A 21,572-nucleotide genomic window follows, 5' to 3' on the forward strand; every position below is an offset into this window, starting at 1 on the left:
CCCCTCCTCGTCCCGTCCCCACCCGCCGGTCCCCTCACCCGTTACCGTGCCCGCCGACGCTAGCCTTGGAGAACCATGACTGACACCGAGAACCTCCCCGAGGTGGCGCCGACGAAGGCCGTGCTGCCGGCCTGGCTCCGGGCGATGCGCCCCAAGCAGTGGGTGAAGAACGTCCTCGTGCTGGCCGCTCCGCTGGCCGCCGGTCGGCTGTTCGAGCCGGCGATCCTGATCGCCTCGGCGTGGGCGTTCGTGTCGTTCTCGCTGGTCAGCGCGTCCATCTACCTCATCAACGACAGCCGCGACATCGAGGCGGACCGGCTGCACCCCAAGAAGAAGTTCCGTCCGATCGCCGCGGGCGAGCTGTCGATCCCGACCGCCTACGTCCTGGCAGCCGTCGCGCTGGCCGCGTCCCTGGCGATCGGGTTCTGGGTCGCGCCGCTGCTCGGGGTGACGCTGGCCTCGTACTGGGTGCTGCAGGTGGTCTACTCCCTGCTCCTCAAGCACCAGCCGATCATCGACCTGGCCATGGTGGCCGCCGGCTTCCTGCTCCGGGCCGTCGCGGGCGGCGTCGCGTCCGGTCTGCCGCTGTCCCAGTGGTTCCTGCTGGTGGCGTCCTTCGGGTCGTTGTTCATGGTGGCGGGCAAGCGGTACTCCGAACTCAAGGAGCTCGGCACGGATGCCGGCACGCGGGCGAGCCTCGAGCGCTACACGAAGTCGTACTTGCGCGAGGTGTGGTCGGTGTCGATCGCGATCGTGATCATGTCGTACAGCCTGTGGGCGTTCGAGCAGAACACCGTCGGGCTGTGGGGCATCCCGTGGGCGACGATCTCGATCGCGCCGTTCACCTTGGCCGTCCTGCGCTACGCGATGGAGATCGACCAGGGCAAGGCCGGCGAGCCGGAGGACGTCGTGATGTCCGACCGGATCCTGCAGGTGCTCGCCGTGCTCTGGGTGGTCCCGGTCGCGATCGCGGTGTTCGCCTCGTGAGCACCACCGTGGCCACGCCTCGGGGCGAGGTCCGAACCAGCCGCCCGGTCGCGCTCGTCACCGGCGCGTCCCGTGGGATCGGACGCGCGATCGCCGTGGCCCTCTCCCCCACGCACCACGTGCTGGTCGGCGGCCGGAACCCCGACCTCGTCGCCGACGTGGTGGCGTCCCTGGAGTCCGCCGACCCGTTCGCCGTCGACCTCACGGACGCGGCCGCCGTGGCGGGGGCGGTGGAGGGCATCGGGCGGCTGGATGTCCTCGTCCATTCCGCCGGCGTGGTGGCCTTCGGCGCGCTCGCCGACTCGACGACCGCACAGTGGCGGGAGGCGCTCGAGCTCAACGTGGTCGCGCCGGCGACCCTCACCCGGTTGCTGCTGCCGCGGCTGCGCGAGGCGCACGGACTGGTGGTGTTCCTCAACTCCGGCGCCGGCCTGACCACGCACCGCGGCTTCTCGGTCTACTCGGCGTCCAAGTACGCGCTGACCGCAATGGCGGACGCGCTGCGGCTGGACGAGCGGGGTCGCGTCCGCGTCACCTCCGTCCACCCCGGACGCGTCGCCACGGACATGCAGGCCCAGCTCAGCGGCCTGCAGGGGACGCCCTACGTCCCGGACGCGCACCTGGACCCCGCCGAGGTCGCCCGCGCCGTCCGGCTCGCCGTCGACCTGCCGCCGGACGCGAGCCTCGACAGCGTCCGGATCAACCCGGTCTGACGCCCAAACGCTCCGGACGGCCCGGTCCGACCTGTCCCACCCGTCCCGGTGAAGCGGTGGTCGGGCGAGTCAGCGCTCGAGGCCGAGGACCAGACCGAAGCCGAGCATCGCCACGCCGGCGGTCGCGTCGATCACGCGGGCGCCGCGCCGGCTGCCGAGGAAGCCGCGCACGGCGTTCGCGGCCAGGATCACCACGACGAACCACGCCATGCCGACCAGCGCGTGCAGCGTGGCCAGCATCGCTCCCGCCAGGGCCGGCGGGTAGCCCGCGGGCAGGAACAGGGGCAGCACAGTGAGGTAGAACACCGCGACCTTGGGGTTGGTGAGGTTGGTCACCAGCCCCTTGGCGAGGGCGCGTGCCGGTGAGTCGGCGGGGACGGAGACCTCCGCCGACGGCGCGTCGCCGCGCCAGGCCGAGCGCAGGTAGGTGAACGCCAGCCAGCAAAGGTAGGCGACGCCGGCCCAGCGCAGCACGGTGAAGGCGACGTCGGACGCGACGAACAGCGCCGCCACGCCGACCGCCGCGGCCACGCCCCAGACGAGCGTGCCGAGGCAGACCCCGGCAGCGGCCGCGAACGCCGTCGCGCGTCGCGTCCGTAGCGCCTGGCGGAGGACGAAGACGGTGTCGAGGCCGGGTGTGATCGCCAGCACGGTGGCGAGCAGCCCGAAGCCGAGCAGCGACTGGGCGAGCGTCATGCCACGAATGCTAGGGCCGCCTCCGTCCACCCCCGGGCTACGCCCACCACAAGGTGGACCGGGCTACGCCCACCACAAGGTGGACCGGGCTACGCCCACCACAAAGTGGACGCTTCCGCCGCGAACTCACGACACCACCGTCCACCTTGAACTGGACCCGAGCCGCGCCCACGACAAGGTGGACGCTTCTGCCGTGAACTCGCCACACCACCGTCCACCTTGAACTGGACCCGAGCCGCGCCCACGACAAAGTGGACGCTTCCGCCGCGAACTCGCCCCATTCCGTCCACCACAAGGTGGACCGGGCTACGCCCACCACAAGGTGGACCAGGCGGCGTCCACCACAAGGTGGACGATTCCGCCGCGAACTCGCCACACCACCGTCCACCTTGAACTGGACCCGAGCCGCGCCCACAACAGGGTGGACGCTTCCGCCGCGAACTCACGACATTCCGTCCACCACAACGTGGACTGGGCAGCGCCCACAACAGGGTGGACGCTTCGTCGTGAACTCGCCACACCACCGTCCACAACAAGGTGGACGGCGGCGTCAGATCCAGTCGACCTTGCGGAACAGGATGTACAGGCCGACGGTGCCGACGAGCATCACGACGACGCTCTGGAGGAGGCCGTAGGGGGCCATGTAGCCCGGATAGGGCACGTTCTGGCCGAACCAGCCGGTGACGGCGGTCGGGACGGCGATGATCGCCGCCCACGACGCCAGCTTCTTCATCACCTCGTTCAGCCGGGCGTCCTGCAGCGACAGGTTGGTCTCGAACACGGACGAGACCATGTCGCGCAGGCTCTCCGTCCACTCCGCCGCCCGGATGACGTGGTCGTACAGGTCGTTGAAGCTGCCCTCCAGCTCGCTCGACAGCGTCCGCTCGTGCTCGGAGTGGAACCGCATGATCGCCGTCACCACCTCCCGCATCGGCAGGACGACCCGCCGCAGCCGCACCAGCGCCTTGCGCAGGCCGAACACCCGCTGCTGGATCACCCGGGTCTGGATCTTCGGGTCGAACAGGAGGTCCTCCAGCCCCTCCAGCACGTCGTCCATCCGCTCGATCGTGTCGAAGTGGCCGTCGACCAGCTCGTCGAGCATGCCGTGGACGAGCGCGGCCACCCCGTGGCCGAGCAGCCCGTCGTCCGCCCAGCGGGTCAGGATCCCGTCGATGTCCACCCTGTCGTCGAGGCGGACGGTGATCAGCGCGTCACGCAGGACGAAGGCCGAGATCCGGCCGACCTCCAGCACCACTCCCTCGTCCGGCAGTTCGGACAGGTGCGTGGAGTAGCAGGTCAGGAACACGTGCGAGTTGTGCCGGGTGGCCTTGGGACGCTCGTACGGCGCGACCGCGTCCTCCACTGCCTGCCGGTCGAACTTCAGCTCCTCCGCCAGGGCGGACAGGACCTCCGGCTCGGGCTTGACCAGGTCCAGCCAGACCAGGGTGTCGGGCTCTTCCAGCCAGTGGTCGAGGTCGGCCAGGGCGAAGTCCTCCGCGACGACGGTCCCGTTGCGCCACGCGCGACTGCGGCAGGTGCTCACGCGCCCAGCATCGCACCACGCTGGCCTGTACGAGGTCATCCGCGCTGTGGCATCCGGTACCACCGGTGGCGCGGAGAGAGTAGATTCACGAACCGTGGAGATCGACCTGACCGCCGAAGTGGGGCATGGTCTGGCCGAGTCCGCGACGGACGCCGACAACGCGCTGTGGCCGCTGATCAGCACCGCACTGGTGCCCTGCGGAGTCCACTCCGGCGATCCCACCTCGATCCTGCGGGCCTGCAGCGAGGCCGTCACCCGGGAGGTCGCCCTCGGCGCGGCCGTCGGCTACGCCGACCGGATCGGCGGCGGCGAGCGCTTCGTCGACTACGACCCGGACGACCTGGCCGCGACGATCATCTACCAGCTCGGTGCGCTGGACGGGCTGGCCCTCGCCGAACAGGCACGGGTGACCTGCGTGCGTCCCAGCGGGGCCCTGTTCGAGGCGGCCCGCACCGACCGGAACCACGCCTGGGCGCTGGTCAACGCCGTCCTCGACTACGACCCGACGCTGACGATCGTCGGCCTGCCCGACTCGCGGCTCCTGCAGACGGCCGAACGCAACGGCATCAGCGTGGCCAGGGAGTTCCAGCCGCACCGCCTCCTGAACGCGAACGGCTCCCTCGGCGCCGTCGTGACCGACCCGGAGGCCGTCGCCCGGCGCGCCGTGGACGCGGTCTCCTCCGGCGGCTACGACTGCGTCCGCCTGCCCTGGCACACTGCGGCGGAGCGGGCCTGCGCGAAGGGCGTCCGCGCGGCGCTCGTCGAGGCGGGCCACGTCGTGGCCGCGCCGTCCGGCTCCGTCCAGCCGGAGCTCCCTGTCCACCTCGAGATCGCCGGACGCGCCAGCACGGCCTGATTCGAGCGATGCGCGCCGGTTGTGGGGACTCCACAACTGGGGACGCCCGTTCTTGGTTTCCGGGCCGTGGATCTTGGCGAGTTCGTCCAGTTGCGGCGGTGTCCCCTCGCCCCTCGGCGCGCGACGTGGCAGATTGCCCCAAGGCCGGCGATCGCCGGGTGGCCGAGGTGGAGGAGACCAGGTGTTCCAGCGGATCGCGATCGTCAACCGTGGCGAGGCGGCCATGCGGCTCATCCACGCCGTTCGCGACCTGAACGCCGAACACCCCGAACTCCCGCCGATCACCACGATCGCGCTGCACACCGACGCCGAGCGCACCGCGATGTTCGCGCGCGAGGCGGACGAGGCCTACCCGCTCGGACCGGCGTCCGCACGTCCCTACCTCGACCACGACCTGCTCGCCCGCGTCCTCACCACGGCCAGGGCGGACGCGGTGTGGGTCGGCTGGGGCTTCGTCGCGGAGGACGCCGCGTTCGCCGACCTCGTCACGTCCCTCGGCATGACGTTCATCGGCCCGTCCGGGGACGCGATGCGCTCGCTCGGCGACAAGATCGGCAGCAAGCTCCTCGCCGAGGAGGTCGGCGTCCCGGTCGCCCCGTGGAGCCGCGGCGGTGTCGACACCGTCGAGGACGCGCTGGCCGCGGCCGAGCGGATCGGCTACCCGCTGATGCTGAAGGCGACCGCGGGTGGCGGTGGACGGGGCATCCGGCGCGTCGACTCCGCCGACGACCTCGCCGACGCCTACCAGCGCACGCGGGACGAGGCCGAGCGCGCGTTCGGCTCGGGCGTGGTCTTCCTGGAGAAACTCGTCACCGGCGCCCGCCACGTCGAGGTGCAGGTGATCGCCGACGCGCACGGGACCGCGTGGGCGCTCGGCGTCCGCGACTGCACCGTGCAGCGCCGCAACCAGAAGGTGGTCGAGGAGTCGTCCTCACCGCTGCTGGACGCCGGTCAGGTCGCCGACCTCAAGGCGTCGGCGGAGCGGCTCGTCCTCGCCGTCGGCTACCAGGGGGCGGCCACCGTCGAGTTCCTCTACCACTCCTCCGACCGGCTGCTCGCCTTCCTCGAGGTGAACACCCGCCTCCAGGTCGAGCACCCGATCACCGAGGTCACCAACGACTTCGACCTCGTCAAGGCCCAGCTGCGGGTCGCGGCGGGCGAGCCGCTCACCGAGCGCCCGGTCGAGCAGGGCCACGCCGTCGAGGCCCGCCTCAACGCCGAGGACCCCGACCGCGACTTCGCCCCGTCCCCCGGGGTGATCAGTCGCCTCGACTTCCCCGTCGGGCCCGGCATCCGGGTCGACACCGGCGTCGCGGAGGGCGACGCGATCCCCGCCGACTTCGACTCGATGATCGCCAAGATCATCGCGTCCGGACGCACCCGCACCGAGGCGCTCGGACGGCTGCGCCGCGCGCTGGCCGAGACCACGGTGATCATCGACGGCGGCGCGACCAACAAGAGCTTCATCCTCGAACTGCTCGGCCGTCCGGAGGTGGCCGGGCCCGTGCCGGGCGACGGCCACGAGTGGGCGGACACCGGCTGGATCGACCGCGCCAGGGCCGCCGGCGAACTCGTCGCGGACCGGTTCTCCGGGGTCGCGCTCGTCGCGGCCGCGATCGAGGCCTACGAGGAGGCCGAGCAGCGCGAGATCGCCCGGCTGGTCGAGACCGCCCACGGCGGCCGTCCCCAGGCGCAGCACGCCGACGGGCTGTCGGTCGACCTGAAGCTGCGCGGCGCCGCGCACACCCTCGTCACCCATCGCACCGGTCCGGCCGGCTACCGCGTCCAGGTCGGGGGCACGGTCGTCGAGGCGTCCGTGGAACGGCTCGACGACGTGCACGGACGGCTCACGCTCGGCTCCCAGGCGTTCCGGATCGTCACCGACACCCACGGCCCCGTGCACCTGATCGAGGTCAACGGCGTCACCCACCGCGTCTCCCGCGACGAGGGTGGCGTCCTGCGCTCCCCGGCGCCCGCGCTGGTGGTGGCCACGCCGGTGCCCGTCGGCGCCGAGGTCGCCGCGGGCGCGCCGGTGATCGTGCTGGAGTCGATGAAGATGGAGACCGTCATCGCCGCCCCCTTCGCCGCCCGCGTGAAGGAATTGCACGTGATGACCGGCAGCCAGGTCGAGAGCCAGGCGCCGCTGGTCCGGCTGGAGCCGGTCGATTCCGGCGCGGACGAGGTCGTGGCCGCCGGCGCCCCGGTGGAGCTGCCCGCCCCCGCCGTCGACACCTCACCGTCCGCCCGACTGACCCGGCTGCGCGAGGAGCTCAGCGCCCACCTGATGGGGTACGACACGGACGCGTCCGCCGCGCTCTCGTCCTACCTGACCGCCAGGGACGGGGCCAGGGCCGAGGGCGGTGACGTCCTCACCGGCGAGATCGGCCTGCTCTCGCTGTTCGCCGACCTCGCCGAACTCAGCCGCAACCGTCCCGCCGGCGAGGACGGGGGCGCCGAGCTGCGGATCCACTCCGACCGCGAGCACTTCCACGCCTACCTGCAGAGCCTCGATGCGACCCGGGCCGGGCTGCCCACCCGTTTCGTCGACCGGCTCGGACGCGCGCTCGCCCACTACGGCGTCACCGGCCTGGACCGCACCCCCGCGCTGGAGGACGCGGTCTTCCGCATGTTCCTCGCCCAGCAGCGAGTCGCGGCCGACATCCAGGTGGTGCTCGCCGTACTCGACCGGTGGATCAGCGAGCCCTCCCCCGATCCCGCGGTCGCCGCCACGGCCCGCGCGCAGCTGGAGCGCCTCGTCCGGGCCACCCAGCGGCGCTTCCCCGCCGTCAGCGACGTGGCCCGCTCGGTGCGGTTCCGCTGGTTCGACCAGCCGCAGGTGGACGCGGAGCGCGAGCAGGTCCTGGCCGGGGTGGCCGACGAGGTGGCCGACCTCGCCGCGCACCCGGACGCGCCCGACTACGCCGACCGCATCGCCGCCCTGGCCGCGATCCCCGAGCGGCTGGTGATCCCGCTGTCCGAGCGGCTCGCCAGGGACGGGGTCACCCCCCACGAGCCGCTGCTGGAGATCCTCACCCGCAAGCACTACCGCGACCACCAGCTCTCCGGGGTGCGCGCCTTCAGCGTCGACGGACGCTCGGTCGTGGTCGCCGACTACGTCCTGGACGGCCGCCCGACCAAGGCCATCACCACCCTCGCCACCGCGGCGGAACTCGGCGCCGACGGCCCGGTCGCCCGCATCGTCGCCGCGCAGGCGCGCGACCGCGCCCCCGGCCAGGAGGCGGTCGTCGAGGTGTACGTGGCCTGGCCCGACTCCCCGGACCGGGCCGGTCTGGCCGCCGTGCTCGAGCCGCAACTGGCCGCCTGGGACCTGCCCGCCGGCGTGCGCAGGATCGTGGTCGCCGCCTGCCCGCCCGCCGGCGACGTCGACTACGTCACGTTCCGGCCCGGCGCGGCCGGGCTCGTCGAGGACCAGCGGGTTCGCGGCGTCCACCCGATGATCTTCCGGCGCCTCAACCTGTGGCGGCTGCGGGAGTTCGACACGACCCGGCTGCCCGCTCCGCGCGGCGTCCTGCTGTTCGACTGCGTGGCCAGGAGCAATCCCGACGACCGGCGCCTCGTCGCGATGGCGGAGGTGAACCAGCTCGCGCCCGTCCGCGACCCCCGCGGTCGCCTGATCGGCCTGCCGCACGCCGAGCGCGCGGTGGAGAACTGCCTGGAGGCGATCCGCCGCACCCGGGCCGCCCGCGGCTCGGCCGGCAGCCGGCTCGACATGAACCACGTCTGGGTCTACGTGTGGCCGGAGGTCGACCTCGACCTGCGTGACGTGATGGCCCTGCAGGGCAAGATCACGCCGCTGTCGGACGGGACGGGCATCGAGGAGGTGCTCGCCGAGGGCACCTTCGCCCACGACGGCGCGCCGCCCACGCGGCTCGCGATCCGGTTCCGGGCGAAGCCGGGCGCCGGCGTGTCCGCGTCCGTCGAGCCCCCGCCGACCGAGCCGCTGAAGCCGCTGGACGACTACGCGGCGAAGGTCCTGCGCGCGCGGCGCCGCGGCCTGGTCTACCCCTACGAGCTGTCCGAGACCCTCGCCGGGCCCGGCGGGACGCTGGTCGAGCTCGACCTCGACCCGGACGTCGCCGCCGGCGGGCGTGACCGGCTGGTGCCGGTCGACAGGGCGCCCGGCCAGAACCGGGCGGGCATCATCTGCGCGCGGGTAACCACCCCGACGCCCGTGCACCCGGACGGCATCACCCGGGTCGTCCTCTCCGGTGACCCGACCCGCGGGCTGGGCGCTGTCGCCGAGCCCGAGTGCCGCCGGGTGATCGCCGCGCTCGACCTCGCCGAGGAGCTCGGCGTCCCCGTCGAGTGGTACACGCTCAGCTCGGGCGCCCGGATCTCGATGGACTCCGGGACGGAGAACATGGACTGGGTCGGCGCCGCGCTACGCCGGATCATCGAGTTCACCCAGGCCGGCGGGGAGATCAACGTCGTCGTCGCGGGCATCAACGTCGGCGCCCAGCCGTACTGGAACGCCGAGGCCACGATGCTGATGCACACCCGCGGCATCCTCGTGATGACCCCGGACTCCGCCATGGTGCTGACCGGCAAGCAGTCGCTCGACTTCTCCGGCGGCGTGTCCGCGGAGGACAACTTCGGCATCGGCGGCTACGACCGGGTGATGGGGCCCAACGGGCAGGCCCAGTACTGGGCACCCGACCTGGCCGGGGCGTTCGGGATCCTGATGGGTCACTACGAGAACACCTGGGTGGCCCCGGGCGAGGACTGGCCGCGGCGCGCGCCCACGTCCGACCCGGTCGAGCGGGACGTGTCGGACTACCCGCACAGCATGGAGGGCAGCGACTTCACGACGGTCGGCCAGATCTTCTCCGCCCGGCACAACCCCGACCGCAAGAAGGCCTTCGACATCCGCACGGTGATCGCGGCGGTCTGCGACGCCGACCACCCGCGGGTCGAGCGCTGGGCGGGCATGGCGGACGCCGACACCGCCGTCGTCATCGACGCCCGGATCGGCGGCCACGCCGTCGCCGTGCTCGGGATCGAGAGCCGGCCGGTGCCGCGGGCAGGGTTCCCGCCCACCGACGGACCGGACACGTGGACGGCCGGCACCTTCTTCCCCCGTTCGAGCAAGAAGGCGGCCCGCGCGATCAACGCGGCGTCCGGGAACCGCCCCCTCGTCGTGCTCGCGAACCTGTCCGGGTTCGACGGCTCGCCGGAGTCGATGCGGAACCTCCAGCTGGAGTACGGCGCCGAGATCGGACGGGCGATCGTGAACTTCCGCGGCCCGATCGTGTTCGTCGTGATCAGCCGCTACCACGGCGGCGCTTTCGTGGTGTTCAGCAAGCGGCTCAACGAGAACATGACCGTGCTGGCGATCGAGGGCTCGTTCGCCTCCGTGATCGGTGGGGCGCCGGCCGCGGCGGTCGTGTTCGCCGGTGACGTCGCCAAGCGGATGGCCGCCGACCCGAGGGTGGCGTCGGTGGAGGCCAAGCTGCGGACGGCGCGCGCCCCCGACCGGGCCGCACTGCAGCTGGAACTCGCCGACGCCAGGGCCGCGGTCCGGGCGGAGAAGATCAGCGAGGTCGCCGCGGAGTTCGACACCGTGCACGACATCCACAGGGCGGTCCGCGTGGGATCGGTGGACCGGGTGATCAGCGCGGCGGAGCTGCGTCCGTCCATCGTGGCGGCGATCGAGGCGCGCCTGGGCTGACCGACGGTCCCGTCATCCCGGGCCTGACCCAGGATGACAGCCTCGGGTCGTGTCATCCCGGGCTTGACCCGGGATCTCCGCGTCCGGGCCGCCACCCACGACACCGAGACCCCGGCCTCCGCCGGGGTGACAACACCCCAGGCCCTGTCATCCCGGGCTTGACCCGGGATCTCCGGACGCGGCGAACCTGCCGAAGCGGAGCCCCAGTCGATGCCCGGTGCCCTAGAGTCGGCAGCGGTGCGCAAGGAGGAGTTCCCATGCCGATCACGAAGGTACTCGTCGCCAACCGGGGAGAGATCGCCGTGCGGGTGCTCCGCGCGGCTCGCGACGCCGGCCTGGGCAGCGTCGCGGTCTACGCCGACCCGGACGCCGACTCGCTGTTCGTGCGGCTCGCGGACGAGGCCTTCGCCCTCAACGGCCTGACCCCGGCCGAGACCTACCTCGACATCGCCAAGATCCTCGCCGTCGCTGCACGTTCCGGCGCCGACGCCGTCCACCCCGGCTACGGCTTCCTCGCCGAGAACGCCGCGTTCGCGCAGGCCGTGATCGACGCGGGCCTGGTCTGGATCGGCCCGCCGCCGGCGGCGATCGAGGCGCTCGGCGACAAGGTGCAGGCCCGCCACATCGCCGCGAAGGTCGGGGCGCCGCTGGTGCCCGGCACGTCCGACCCGGTCGCGAACGCGGACGAGGTCGTCGCCTTCGCCACCGAGTTCGGCCTGCCGATCGCGATCAAGGCCGCCTACGGCGGCGGCGGCCGCGGCCTGAAGGTGGCGCGGACGCTGGCGGAGGTGCCCGAGCTCTTCGAGTCAGCCACCCGCGAGGCCGTCACGGCGTTCGGACGCGGAGAGTGCTTCGTCGAGCGGTACCTGGACCGTCCGCGGCACGTCGAGACGCAGTGCCTGGCCGACGCGCACGACACCGTCGTGGTGGTCTCCACGCGCGACTGCTCGTTGCAGCGGCGGCACCAGAAGCTCGTCGAGGAGGCGCCGGCGCCGTTCCTCACCGAGGCGCAGCAGGACCGGCTGTACACGTCGAGCAAGGCGATCCTGCGCGAGGCCGGCTACGTCGGCGCGGGCACCTGCGAGTTCCTGGTCGGGCAGGACGGCACGATCAGCTTCCTGGAGGTGAACACCCGCCTGCAGGTCGAGCACCCGGTCTCGGAGGAGGTCACCGGCATCGACCTGGTCCGGGAGATGTTCCGGATCGCCGACGGCGAGGAACTGGGCTACGACGACCCGCCCGCGCGCGGCCACTCGATCGAGTTCCGGATCAACGCCGAGGACCCCGGCCGCAACTTCATGCCCGCGCCGGGGACGCTCACGGCGTGGCAGCCGCCGTCGGGGCCCGGCGTCCGCGTGGACTCCGGCTACCTCGCCGGCATGGCCGTGCCGGGCTCCTTCGACTCGCTGGTGGCCAAGATCGTCGTCACCGGCGCCGATCGCCTGCAGGCCATCGAGCGCTCGCGGCGGGCGCTGGCCGAGACGGTGCTGGAGGGGATGCCGTCGGTGCTCCCGTTCCACTCCGCCGTTCTGGTCGACCCCGCCTTCGTCGCCGCGGACGGGGAGTTCGGCGTCCACACCCGCTGGATCGAGACCGAGTTCAACACCGCGATCGCGCCGTACGTGGGCGCGATGGGCGAGACCGAACCGGTGGACAAGGACACCTACGTCGTCGAGGTGGACGGCCGGCGCATCGAGGTGCGGTTGCCGTCCTCGCTCGCCGCGCCCGCTGCCCGTCCGAGCGCCGCCAAACGGCCCGTCCGGCGCAGCACCGGAGGGGCGAGGGCGAAAGCGCCGTCGTCGAACGAGCTGGCGGCCCCCATGCAGGGCACGATCGTCAAGGTCGCCGTCCACGACGGCGACGAGGTCACCGAGGGTGACCTCGTCGTGGTGCTGGAGGCCATGAAGATGGAGCAGCCGATCACCGCCCACCGCTCGGGTGTGGTCGCGCAGCTGGCCGTCGCGGTCGGCGATTCTGTCACGTCCGGCCAGGCACTGCTGGAGATCATCGATCCGGCCTGAGACCATCGCAGAAGAATCCGCAGGCAACTAATTCGCGGCAATTGTGCCGTTCGACTTGCATTGCGTGCGCGTGCGGTACTAGTTTCTTCCTGACGCCGACACAGCAGAAAGGAGCCGGCATGTTGATGATCAACGATCAGCGCAGAGTGGATGCGCGTCCGGCCGACTTCGGCGGCGCCTCCTTCGTCACGAAGCACAGCTGACGGCACCCGTCCGCCACCTGTCGTGACGGTGGCGAGGCCGACGAAGCCAGTCCAGGGAACCATCCCGTCAGATTTCGCCCCGTGCATTAACGCCGGTCAATGACCAGCACCGGTCCGGTCGCGCCCGCGTCCGGATTATCGTCCGCCATTCTCTTTGGCGACCCCAAGAAATGATGAAGGAATTGTCATGCCCACGAATGTGTTGCCCGAGACCGGGCATTTCCACCACACCACCACCAGTCCGCCCCACACCCTGCTCGACCGGCTGGCGCTCCGCTTCGGGGTCGCCCTGCTGGAGTGGGCGGACCGGGCCGAGGAACGGCAGGCCGCGCGCCGGCATGTCCGGCTCGAGAGCGAGGAACTGCTGCGCGACCGCGCCCGGCTGGACGAGGAACTCCGCAAGGAGCGTCTCCGCCAGGACGTGGTGATGCTGTTCCACACCGGAGCCCTCTACCGAACGCTGCGGTGAGCGCCCCGCCGGACGCGGCGATGTTCGCCGCGTGCGACAAGGTGTCCCGAAGGTGTCGTCAACGTCGCCTTCGGGACACTTCGTCGTTCCGGCAGCCCGCGTCCACCACAAGGTGGACGGATCGTCGCGAGTACACCGCACAACCGTCCACCTTGACCCGAAACCCGCCGCGCCCACCACAAGGTGGACGGATCGACGCGAGTACACCGCACAACCGTCCACCTTGACCCGAAACCCGCCGCGTCCACTACAAGGTGGACGGGTCGTCGCGAGTACACCGCACAACCGTCCACCTTGACCCCAAACCCGCATCCGTCCACCTTGACCCGAAACCCGCCGCGTCCACCACAAGGTGGACGGATCGTCGCGAGTACGCCGCAGAAGCGTCCACGTTGAGGGGGACGGGGACGCGGCGCGCCGCGCGTCAGGCGGCGAAGCGGGCGGCCAGCTGGTCGAAGAGGGCGTCCAGGCGGGCGTCGACGGTCCGGCGCGACGGGTCGGCGTCGTGCCACGCGACGATCTCGCGGGCGCCCTGCGCGAACGGGACGACGGCCCGCCACCCCGGCACGATCGAGCGGACGGCGCTGTTGTCGAACACCATCGAGTGCGCCTTGTCGCCGAGCAGGGACGCGCCGAGGTCGGCGTCCGCAGCGGCGATCGCGTCCGACGGCACGTGGACGAGCACCGGCTCCACCCCTGCCGCCGCGCCGACCGTGCGATAGATCTCGTTCCACGGCAGCGCCTCGTCCGAGGTGATGTGGAACGCCCCTCCGATCGTGGCCGATCTCCCGAACAGTCCCACGAAGGCCCTGGCGAAGTCGGTGTTGTGGGTGAGCGTCCACAGCGACGTGCCGTCGCCGGGCACGACCACGGGCGCCCCGCGGCGCATCCGCTCCACGACCGTCCAGCCGCCGTCGAACGGGACCAGGGTCGCGTCGTAGGTGTGCGACGGCCGCACGATCGTCACGGGGAAGCCGGTCTCCCGGTACGTGGCGACCAGCAGGTCCTCGCACGCGATCTTGTCGCGCGAGTACTGCCAGTGCGGGTTGCGCAGCGGCGTGGCCTCCGTGACCGGCAGCCGGCGCGGCGGCGTCTGGTACGCCGAGGCCGAGCTGATGAACAGGTACTGGCCGGTGCGCCCCGCGAACAGCTCGAGTTCCGCCTGCACGTGCGTGGGCACGAAGCAGAAGAAGGACGCCACGACGTCGAACTCCTCCGCGCCGAGCGCCGCGCGGACGGACGCGGGGTCGCGCAGGTCGGCCGTCAGCGTCCGCACCCCCTCCGGCGGGGTGTGGACGGCGCCCGCTCGCCCCGTGCCACGGTTCAGCACGGTCACGTCGTGCCCGACCTCGACGGCGCGCCGCACGACGGCAGAGCTGATCACCCCGGTGCCGCCCAGCACGAGCACCTTCAGGCCGGTCAGGCCGGGCACCCCGGCGGAAAGCGCGTTCATGGGCTCCTCCTCGTTCGCTGCGTCGCCGATCACGGCCTCGCCGGCCCCGGCTGCCGGCCTCAGCCGGTGGGCGGTGCGGTGCTGGCCCGCACCACCAGGGTGGCGGGCAGGTGCAGGTGCTCCTCGACCGGCTCGCCGCCGAGCAGCCCCAGCAGGATCCGGACCGCCTCCGCCCCCATCTCATGGAGCGGCTGCGCGACCGTGGTCAGCGCCGGCACCGCGTTGGCCGCCTCCGGGACGTTGTCGAAGCCGACCACGCTGAGGTCCTCCGGCACCCGGAGGCCGAGTTCCGCCGCGATCTCGAGAACACGGATCGCCGACAGGTCGTTGGCGGAGAACACCGCGGTGGGACGCTGCGGCAGGGCGAGCAGTTCGTGGGCCGCGTCCGTGGTCTCCGCGGCGCGGTAGCCGCCGACGCGGACCAGGTCGGGGTCGAACGGGATCCCTGCGGCCTCCAGCGCCTCCCGGTAGCCCTGCTCGCGCAGGCTCGCCGAGACGAGGTCCTCACGGCCCCGGACGTGGGCGATCCGCCGGTGGCCGAGGTCGATCAGGTGCTGGGTGGCCGCCCGGGCCCCTCCGACGTTGTCGGCCTCGATCGTGGACGGGCCGGTCCTGCCGGTGTGGGGGTCGACGGCGACCACGGGGATCGGGGCGTCGGTGACGGTCGCGGTCGGGGCGACGACGACGGCCCCGTCGATCAGCGTCCCGGCGAGCCGGGAAAGCGAGCGGCGCTCCCAGCCGACTTGGTCATGGCCGAGGTTGCCCGAGTAGGCCAGCAGTTCGTAGCCCGTGCCCTCCGCCGCGCTGGAGATCCCCTTCAGCAGCTCGGTCGAGAACGGCTCGAACTCCGGGATCAGGATGCCGATCACGTTGGTGCTCGTCCGCCGCAGCGAGCTGGCGACCAGGGAGGTCTCGTAGCCGAGCTCCTCGACGACGCCCATCACCTTCTCGTGGGTCTGCGCAGCGACACCGTAGCGGTCGTTGATCACCTTGGAGACCGTCGACACCGAGACGCCGGCCACGCGGGCGACGTCCACGATCGTGACGCGCGAGGCGCCGGCCCGGGGCCCGCTGCGATGCGGCCTGCCGACGTCAGTGATCACGCGGGTAACCGTAGCCCATGCCGAAACGCACGCCCATGATCGCAACGAAAACGTTATCGAAAACGTTTGACACCACAACAAACCCGGTGACAGGATCCCCAGTGGCAGGAACCCCTGCCACAGTCGAGGAGGACTGAGAGGTCTCGATGAAGAAGACAATCAGGGGCACGGCACTGGTCGCTCTCAGCGCAAGTGTCGCCCTCATCGCTGCCGGTTGCAGTACCGGCGCAACCAGCACGACCAGCGCGACGGACGGAGCGAGCGCCGCCCCCGTCACCATGACGTTCTGGCACAACTCCACCACCGGCGACGGCAAGCAGTACTGGGAGGACACCGTCGCGGCGTTCGAGAAGGAACACCCGAACGTCACCATCACCATCCAGGCCATCCAGAACGAGGACATGGACGGCAAGCTCCAGACCGCCCTGAACTCCGGCGGCGACGAGCCGACGGTCTTCATGGCCCGCGGCGGCGGCAAGCTCGCCGACGTGGTCGCCGCCGACCAGGTGATGGACATCACCGACCAGATCAGCGCCGACGTGAAGAGCCAGTACGGCGACGCCGTCTTCAACGCCTACACGATCGACGGCAAGGTCTACGGCATGCCGACCTCGGTGCTGCCCGGCGGCATCTACTACAGCAAGGACCTGTTCGAGAAGGCCGGGATCACCGCGACCCCGACCAACTTCGACGAGCTCAACGCCGCCATCGTCAAGCTGAAGGCCGCCGGGATCACCCCGATCGCCCTCGGTGGCAAGGACGCCTGGCCCGCCGCGCACTGGTACTACTTCTTCGCGCTGCGGAACTGCTCCAAGGAGGTCATCACCACCCCGCTGGCCAACCAGGACTTCTCCGACAACTGCTGGACCAAGGCCGGGGAGGACCTCAAGGCGTTCTCGGACACCGACCCGTTCAACAAGGGCTTCCTGACCACGTCCGCCCAGCAGGGCGCCGGCTCCTCTGCCGGCATGCTGGCCAACCACAAGGCCGCGATGGAGCTCATGGGCGCCTGGCAGCCCGGCGTGGTCGCGTCCCTCACCCCGGACGGCAAGCCGCTGGAGGACCTGGGCTGGTTCCCGTTCCCGTCGGTCACCGGCGGCGCGGGCGATGCCAGCGCGATGATGGGTGGCGTGGACGGGTTCGCCTGCCGCAAGAACGCCCCGGCCGAGTGCGTGGAGTTCCTGAACTTCATCGCCAGCAAGGCCAACCAGGAGGGCTACGCGAAGGCGTTCCAGACCCTGCCGGCCAACCAGCAGTCGCAGGGCGTTGTCACCGACAGCGCGCTCAAGGACGTCCTGAACGCCTACAACAGCGCCTCGTACGTCGTCCTGTGGCTCGACACCCAGTACGGCCAGAACGTCGGCAACGCCCTCAACGGCGGCGTGGTGAACATGCTCGCGGGCAAGGGCACTGCTGCCGACATCGTCACCGCGGTGAAGTCGGCTGCGGCGAAGGGATAGTACGAACCTCATGAGCGACACAGTCAACGCACTGCCACACCGCTCACCAGGTTCGCCGTCGGTCCGGGGCGGCGCCGCCAAGGCGTCGTCCCGGTCCGACCGGGCCAGGGCGCAGTGGCGCAAACGCCTCGAGATCACGATCCTCTCGGGACCGGCGATCATCATGTTCCTGGCCTTCGTCATCTTTCCCGTGTTCATGGCCGCCTACTACGGGTTCTTCAAGTGGAAGGGCTTCGGCGCCCCGACGAACTTCGTGGGATTTGCGAACTACGTCACGATCTTCACCGACCAGGCCTTCCTGCAGGCCCTCTCCCACAACGGCTTCATCGTCGTCTGGTCGCTGATCCTGCAGGGGCCGGCCGCGATCGCGTTCGCCCTGCTGCTCAACCAGAACATCAAGGGCCGCTCGCTGATCCGCGTCCTGATCTTCGTCCCCTACGTCATCTCCGAGGTCATCGTCGGCACGGGCTGGAGCCTGATGCTGCAGTACCAGGGTGCCGTCAACGCGATGCTCACCAACATGGGCCTGGGCTGGCTGGCCACCGACTGGATCGCGGACCCCAACATCGCCATCTGGACCCTGATGCTGATCATCTCCTGGAAGTACATCGGGTTCGCCGTGATCCTGATGCTCGCCGGCATGCAGGGCATCCCGGACGAGCTGTACGAGGCGGCCGCCATCGACGGCGCGTCCTACTGGCAGATCCAGCGCTGGATCACCCTGCCGCTGCTCGGCCCCACGATCCGGGTGTGGGCGTTCCTGTCGATCATCGGCTCGCTCCAGCTGTTCGACCTCGTCTACATCATCTGGGGCCAGTACGTCTCCGCCACCGCCGGCACGTCCACGATGGCGACCTACATGGTCCGCGAGGGCCGCCTGGCCGGCAATTACGGCTACGGCAACGCCGTCGCGGTGGTGATCTTCCTGATCTCGCTGGTGATCGCGCTGGTCTACCAGCGGTTCGTCCTGCGCAGGGACACCGAGGGCGCCCTCACCGAGAAGTCGACGAAGAAGGAGGCGTGATGTCCCAGGCAGCACTCACCGCACGTCCCGCCGGGCGCCGCGTCCGGCGCAGCTCTGGCGCCACCTGGGGCAGCCCGGCCACCTACCTGATCGCCACCGTCCTGATCGCGATCTGCATCGCGCCGGTGCTCTACATCATCGTCGGCGGCTTCCGGACGAACAGCCAGATCACCGTCGACCCGTCGGGCTGGCCCGATCCCTGGGTGTTCAGCAACTACACACAGGTGCTCGCCAGCGCGCAGTTCTGGCAGCAGTTCGGCAACTCGACGATCTCCGCAGTGTCCACCACGGTCGGCGCGGTCGCGCTGGCGATGATGGCGAGCTTCGTGATCGCCCGGTACGACTTCAAGGGCCGCAACGCGATGTACTCGCTGTTCGCCGCAGGCCTGATGTTCCCGATGACGGTCGCGATCACCCCGCTGTACCTGCTGATCAGGAACCTCGGGTTGACCGACAACCTGCTCGGGATCATCCTCCCGCAGATCGCGTTCGCGCTGCCGACCACGGTGATCATCCTGGTGCCGTTCCTCGCCGCGATCCCCAAGGAGCTGGAGGAGGCCGCCGCCATCGACGGCGCCAGCCGGCTGGGCTTCTTCTTCCGGATGGTGCTGCCCCTGTCGCTGCCCGGGGTGATCACCACCGGCATCCTGGCCTTCATCGGCGCCTGGAACGGCTACATGCTGCCGCTGTTCATCCTGAACAAGGCCAGCCTCTACACGCTGCCACTGGGCGTGCAGGCGTTCTCGTCCGAACACTCGGTCGACACCGCTGCCGTCCTGGCGTTCACCTCCCTGTCGATGATCCCCGCCCTGCTGTTCTTCAGCATCTTCGAGCGGCGCATCGTCGGCGGCCTCACCGGCGCGGTCAAGGGCTGAGCGCCCGCATCCGCGTCGTATCCCCACCACTGAAGGAGACGGACCCCGTGTCCACATCCCACGCCGGAGTCCCGGCCATGCCCGCGGCGTCCACGCGCGTCCGCGACCTCGTCGCTGCGATGACGCTGGAGGAGAAGCTCGCCCAGCTGACCAGCTACTGGCTCGACCAGGGCGGCAACGTCGTCGCGCCGATGCAGGGCGAGATGGCCACCCGCTCCGGCGGCTCGGACGAGCTCGCCGAGCGCACCCGCCACGGCCTGGGCCACTACACCCGCGTGTACGGGACGCGTCCGGTCGAGCCCGCCCAGCGCGCGGCGTGGCTGTGGACCGAGCAGCGCCGGTTGCGGCGCGAGACCCGGCTGGGGATCCCCGCGATCGTGCACGAAGAGTGCCTGACCGGCCTGGCCGCCTGGCAGGCGACCACCTTCCCCACGCCGCTGGCCTGGGGCGCGTCGTTCGACCCGGCGCTCGTCCGCGAGGTCGGGGCGGCGATCGGGACGTCGATGCGGGCCCTCGGCGTCCACCAGGGCCTCGCCCCGGTGCTGGACGTGATCCGCGACCCCCGGTGGGGCCGCGTGGACGAGTGCATCGGCGAGGACCCGTACCTGGTCGGGACGGTCGGCACCGCCTACGTGCAGGGGCTGCAGGAGGCCGGCGTCCACGCCACCCTCAAGCACTTCCTCGGCTACTCGGCCTCCACGGCCGGACGCAACCACGCCCCCGTCCACGCCGGGCCGCGGGAGATCGCTGACGTGTTCCTGCCCCCGTTCGAGATGGCGATCCTCGACGGCGGCGTGAAGTCGGTGATGAACGCCTACGTCGACATCGACGGCGTCCCGATGGCCGCCAGCACCGACTACCTCACCGGGGTGCTGCGAGAGCAGCTGGGCTTCACCGGCGTCGTGGTCGCCGACTACTTCGCCGTAGCGTTCCTTGAGGTCATGCACGCCGTCGCCGCCGACCGCGGCGAGGCCGCGACGCTCGCCCTGCGGGCCGGCATCGACGTCGAACTCCCCGGCGGCGACGCCTACCTCGCGCCGCTGGCGGAGAAGGTGCGCTCAGGCGCGATCGATCCCGGCTACGTCGACCGCGCGGTGCTGCGCGTCCTCACCCAGAAGGAGGAACTCGGCCTGCTGGACGCGGCCGCGTACGCCGACGAGCCGCCGGCGAGCATCGACCTCGACCCGCCCGCCCACCAGGACCTCGCCCGCCGGCTGGCCGCGGAGTCGCTCGTCCTGCTGGCCAACGACGGCACGCTGCCGCTGGCCGGACGTGCAGAGCCCGTGCGCCGGCTGGCCGTGATCGGCCCGAACGCCGACCGCGTCGAGGCCCTCCAGGGCTGCTACTCGTTCGCCAACCACGTCCTGGCCGGCTTCCCTGAGGTCCCGATCGGGATCGCCATCCCCACCGTCGCCGAGGCGCTCGCCACGGCGTTCGGCGAGGCGGGACTGCCGCAGCCGGAGCTGGTCGTCGCCGAGGGCTGCACGGTCGAGGACCCCGACACCGGCGGGTTCGCCCAGGCCGTGGCGGCCGCCGCGTCCAGCGACCTCGCGGTCGTGGTAGTCGGCGACCAGGCCGGCCTGTTCGGACGCGGCACCGTCGGCGAGGGCAACGACTGCGAGTCGCTCGACCTGCCCGGCGTCCAGCGCGAACTGGTCGAGGCCGTGGTTGCCACCGGCACCCCGGTCGTGATGGTGCTGCTGACCGGACGCCCGTACGCGATCGGCTGGGCGCTGGACGCCGAGGGCCCGCGGCCCGCCGCCGTCGTCCAGGCCTTCTTCCCGGGCGAGGGCGGGGGCCTCGCGATCGCCGACATCCTCACCGGCGCGGTGAACCCGTCCGGGCGGCTGCCGGTCTCGCTCCCCCGCGCCGCCGGCGCGCAGCCGTACTCGTACCTGCGGCCGATCCTCGGCGGTCCGTCCGAGGTCACGTCCACCGATCCGACGCCGCTGCGTCCGTTCGGGTTCGGGCTGTCCTACACGGGCTTCGCCTACTCCGACCTGGTCGTCGACGCCTCCGTGGCCGCTGGGGATGCGTTCACCGCCGCGGTGACGGTCGCCAACACCGGCGCGGTCGCCGGGACCGACGTGGTGCAGCTGTACGGGCACGACGTGGTCGCGTCCGTGGTGCGGCCGGTCGCGCAGCTGCTCGGCTACGCCCGCGTCCCGCTGGGCGCCGGGGAGTCGCGGCGGGTGACGTTCACCGTGCCGACCACGCGGCTCGCCTTCAGCGACCGGCGGATGGTGCGGGTCGTCGAGCCGGGCGACGTCGAGGTCTGGGTGGGTGCCCACGCGGCGGCCGCCGAGTTGCACAGCCCCGGCGAGGAGTCGACCGGCGGCGTGATCTCGAACGCCCGCCGCGCCCGCGAGCGGCACCTGCCCGGTGACGCCACCGCCCGCGCGACGCTGGTCGTGACCGGCGACGCGTACCCGGTGGGCACGGACGACGCCCGGCTGGTCGGCGTCGAGATCGCATGAGCT

The 21,572-nt window shown here is 71.5% G+C and carries 14 protein-coding genes; 10 read left to right on the plus strand and 4 right to left on the minus strand.

What is annotated here, in order from left to right:
- Positions 1–75 precede the first annotated feature (75 nt).
- Positions 76–987, plus strand: a complete 912-nt coding sequence (locus QM779_RS08445) for a decaprenyl-phosphate phosphoribosyltransferase (protein WP_428534144.1) — start codon at positions 76–78, stop codon at positions 985–987.
- On the plus strand, positions 984–1,700 hold the full coding sequence (locus QM779_RS08450; protein WP_428534146.1) for an SDR family oxidoreductase: 717 nt from the start codon (positions 984–986) through the stop codon (positions 1,698–1,700). Before QM779_RS08445 ends, QM779_RS08450 begins: the two co-directional genes overlap by 4 nt.
- A gap of 69 nt (positions 1,701–1,769) precedes the next feature.
- On the opposite strand, the gene QM779_RS08455 is transcribed toward QM779_RS08450, so the two are convergent.
- Positions 1,770–2,396, minus strand: coding sequence for a LysE family translocator (locus QM779_RS08455; RefSeq protein ID WP_428534148.1), 627 nt, complete (start codon positions 2,394–2,396; stop codon positions 1,770–1,772).
- Positions 2,397–2,946: 550 nt separating this feature from the next.
- Complete coding sequence (locus tag QM779_RS08460) at positions 2,947–3,939, minus strand: magnesium transporter CorA family protein (protein WP_428534150.1); 993 nt, start codon at positions 3,937–3,939, stop codon at positions 2,947–2,949.
- 94 nt (positions 3,940–4,033) lie between these two features.
- Between QM779_RS08460 and QM779_RS08465 the strand changes: the two genes are divergently transcribed.
- The 4 genes from QM779_RS08465 to QM779_RS08480 all read left to right on the plus strand — a co-directional run bounded on the left by QM779_RS08465 (position 4,034) and on the right by QM779_RS08480 (position 13,177).
- Positions 4,034–4,795: a LamB/YcsF family protein gene (locus QM779_RS08465; protein ID WP_428534152.1), complete on the plus strand. Its 762-nt coding sequence runs from the start codon at positions 4,034–4,036 to the stop codon at positions 4,793–4,795.
- A 181-nt stretch (positions 4,796–4,976) separates the two neighbouring features.
- Complete coding sequence (locus QM779_RS08470; protein ID WP_428534154.1) at positions 4,977–10,484, plus strand: carboxyl transferase domain-containing protein; 5,508 nt, start codon at positions 4,977–4,979, stop codon at positions 10,482–10,484.
- 257 nt (positions 10,485–10,741) lie between these two features.
- Positions 10,742–12,505: an acetyl/propionyl/methylcrotonyl-CoA carboxylase subunit alpha gene (locus tag QM779_RS08475; protein WP_428534156.1), complete on the plus strand. Its 1,764-nt coding sequence runs from the start codon at positions 10,742–10,744 to the stop codon at positions 12,503–12,505.
- A 390-nt stretch (positions 12,506–12,895) separates the two neighbouring features.
- On the plus strand, positions 12,896–13,177 hold the full coding sequence (locus QM779_RS08480; protein ID WP_428534158.1) for a hypothetical protein: 282 nt from the start codon (positions 12,896–12,898) through the stop codon (positions 13,175–13,177).
- 424 nt (positions 13,178–13,601) lie between these two features.
- Here the strand turns inward: QM779_RS08480 and QM779_RS08485 are convergent, their stop codons facing one another.
- Both QM779_RS08485 and QM779_RS08490 read right to left on the minus strand, forming a co-directional pair.
- Positions 13,602–14,630, minus strand: coding sequence for an SDR family oxidoreductase (locus QM779_RS08485; protein ID WP_428534160.1), 1,029 nt, complete (start codon positions 14,628–14,630; stop codon positions 13,602–13,604).
- A 59-nt stretch (positions 14,631–14,689) separates the two neighbouring features.
- Positions 14,690–15,733, minus strand: a complete 1,044-nt coding sequence (locus tag QM779_RS08490) for a LacI family DNA-binding transcriptional regulator (protein ID WP_428534162.1) — start codon at positions 15,731–15,733, stop codon at positions 14,690–14,692.
- Between the two features lie 146 nt (positions 15,734–15,879).
- Here QM779_RS08490 and QM779_RS08495 point away from each other — a divergent pair, with 146 nt between their 5' ends.
- Genes QM779_RS08495 through QM779_RS08510 form a run of 4 tightly spaced genes read left to right on the plus strand, consistent with a single transcriptional unit; the run spans position 15,880 to position 21,569 of the window.
- Positions 15,880–17,193 carry an ABC transporter substrate-binding protein gene (locus QM779_RS08495; protein WP_428534164.1) on the plus strand — a complete coding sequence of 438 codons (1,314 nt, stop codon included), beginning with the start codon at positions 15,880–15,882 and terminating at the stop codon, positions 17,191–17,193.
- 10 nt (positions 17,194–17,203) lie between these two features.
- On the plus strand, positions 17,204–18,217 hold the full coding sequence (locus QM779_RS08500) for a carbohydrate ABC transporter permease (RefSeq protein WP_428534166.1): 1,014 nt from the start codon (positions 17,204–17,206) through the stop codon (positions 18,215–18,217).
- Positions 18,217–19,092, plus strand: coding sequence for a carbohydrate ABC transporter permease (locus QM779_RS08505; RefSeq protein WP_428534168.1), 876 nt, complete (start codon positions 18,217–18,219; stop codon positions 19,090–19,092). Before QM779_RS08500 ends, QM779_RS08505 begins: the two co-directional genes overlap by 1 nt.
- A gap of 47 nt (positions 19,093–19,139) precedes the next feature.
- Positions 19,140–21,569: a beta-glucosidase gene (locus QM779_RS08510; RefSeq protein WP_428534170.1), complete on the plus strand. Its 2,430-nt coding sequence runs from the start codon at positions 19,140–19,142 to the stop codon at positions 21,567–21,569.
- The last annotated feature ends 3 nt before the right edge of the window (positions 21,570–21,572 follow it).

Source organism: Propionicimonas sp., assembly GCF_049840635.1.
GTDB lineage: Bacteria > Actinomycetota > Actinomycetes > Propionibacteriales > Propionibacteriaceae > Propionicimonas.